Genomic DNA, 1,755 nt, shown 5'->3' on the forward strand with positions numbered 1-1,755 from the left:
TAAATCCAAAAAAGTTAAACACAGAGGTACTGGAATAAAAATTAATTCTCCTGTTTTTAATATTTTAAAGCCTCCCAACCCTTAAGTAAACCGTATTGGGATATATCGAACGCAAGAAAATAGAGCTTGGTGCAAAGAAATGGGCATCAGAATGAGCGGTGTCCGTCTAGGAAGACCTCCCAAAAAACTGAGCAAATCAATGAAAAAACAAGCTCAATCAGACGAGAGAATTCGTAACTTAATTGAGGGGAAATTTGGAGAAGCTAAAAGAAGATTTAGCCTCGGTAGAGTGATGGCTAAACTTAATAATACTTCTGAAACAAGCATCGCAATAACTTTTCTGGTGATGAATCTTTCTGCCCTGCTACGGCAGGCTTTTTGGCTTTTTTTCGGTCTATTTCATAACAAAAACCTTTTTGGATGTTTTTTGGCTCCAATCATTGGTAAAAGCTATGTTTCGGCAGAAAAAAATTGACAAAACTTATATTGCCGAGGCGATCTCGAATTCACTTATCTTTCTAAATGCTGTTTTCTGACTTTTTCAGCAAGCCCTATTTATGCCCGGAGATCCCCCTCGCATCCCCCGCATCGTTGCGGGGACTTTAAGAGCTTCTTGTCCCACCCCCTACTCCCCTTTTTAAGGCTACCGTGTACACACAAGTTGATTCTGAGCTAGTTTCCATCCCACAAAGATGGATTCAAACTGTCGGAGTCCATGAACAAGGGTAGGCATTCCGGGAGGTCTCTGAGAACTATAACCAGACCAACCCCCAAGTCGAGCAATCAGCCAAGTAGCCCAAGGTAAGGAAGTGGGAGGATAGGGGTTTTGCAATTTTTTCGTGCGCCCTTGAAGAGATGGTTCAATCACAGACAAGCACTGCTGTTGAGCATCAGAGAAAGCCAGGGAAACAGATAAGTCAGAATTATCGCGCCCTTCAACCATTTGTAGGGTTCGCACGGCAACCCCTAAAGCCAAGACAGTGAGTTTTTGAATGGCCACTACGGACTCTAACTGTGTAGCTTCAAGATTTAATCCTGCTTGTTTCAATGTGGCAAAAAGTTGTTCAATGCGCCATCGCCATCGATACCATTGGATAACTTGTAGTGCTTGTTCTAAACAAACCACCCTGTGAGTTGTGAGTAATCGCCAATGAATCGCCTCTTGCCCTGCCGGAGGATTAACTTCTATTGCTTCGACTGCATAAAGAGTGATACTGGGTGGATAATCTCGTGCTTTCAAGTGATCGGGACGGCGAATCTTCACACTAACACACCGAATCATCAGCAATGCTTCTCTCGCTGTCCGACCAATACGTGCGTCTGCTGGTACATTAATTGTACAAACCCCTTCACAAGGCTGTTCTGTTAAATAGGTATAAAGCGATTGGGATTGTCCTAATAACCGACGGTCTTGACGAACGCGCACCAATAGGTGATTGTGTTGGTCGGGCACGGTCGCCCATTCCTCATATAAGTCACTTTCGCGGTCACCAATGTGAGTGACCATCAGGGCACCACCTTTAGTGAAACACCGCTGACTGCGCTCGGCGGATGCCAACCATTTGTATGATTCTTTCTGCTCTATCGGCAGATTTTGATAATTGCGTTCATGCTTATTCTTATGATCTAAATCTCGACTCCACAGTTGCACCGTGCTTAACGGGACTTAAACAGAAAATACGATAAAAATAGGTTATAATGCTTACATAGCAAGCAGATAACGTTAAAAAATGACCCATGAAAGAGACAACCCCT

General features: G+C 43.6%; 2 pseudogenes. One reads left to right on the plus strand and one right to left on the minus strand.

Annotated elements, in window-relative coordinates:
* Positions 1-85: 85 nt before the first annotated feature.
* A pseudogene (locus JGK22_RS33030) lies at positions 86-475 on the plus strand (transposase); the annotation flags it as partial.
* Between the two features lie 168 nt (positions 476-643).
* Here JGK22_RS33030 and JGK22_RS33035 read toward each other — a convergent pair.
* Positions 644-1,666 (minus strand): annotated as a pseudogene (locus JGK22_RS33035) (IS4 family transposase); the annotation flags it as partial.
* Positions 1,667-1,755: the final 89 nt, after the last annotated feature.

The sequence above is a fragment of the Microcoleus sp. PH2017_08_TRC_O_A genome (genome assembly GCF_020738665.1).
In the GTDB taxonomy this organism is placed as follows: domain Bacteria; phylum Cyanobacteriota; class Cyanobacteriia; order Cyanobacteriales; family Microcoleaceae; genus Microcoleus.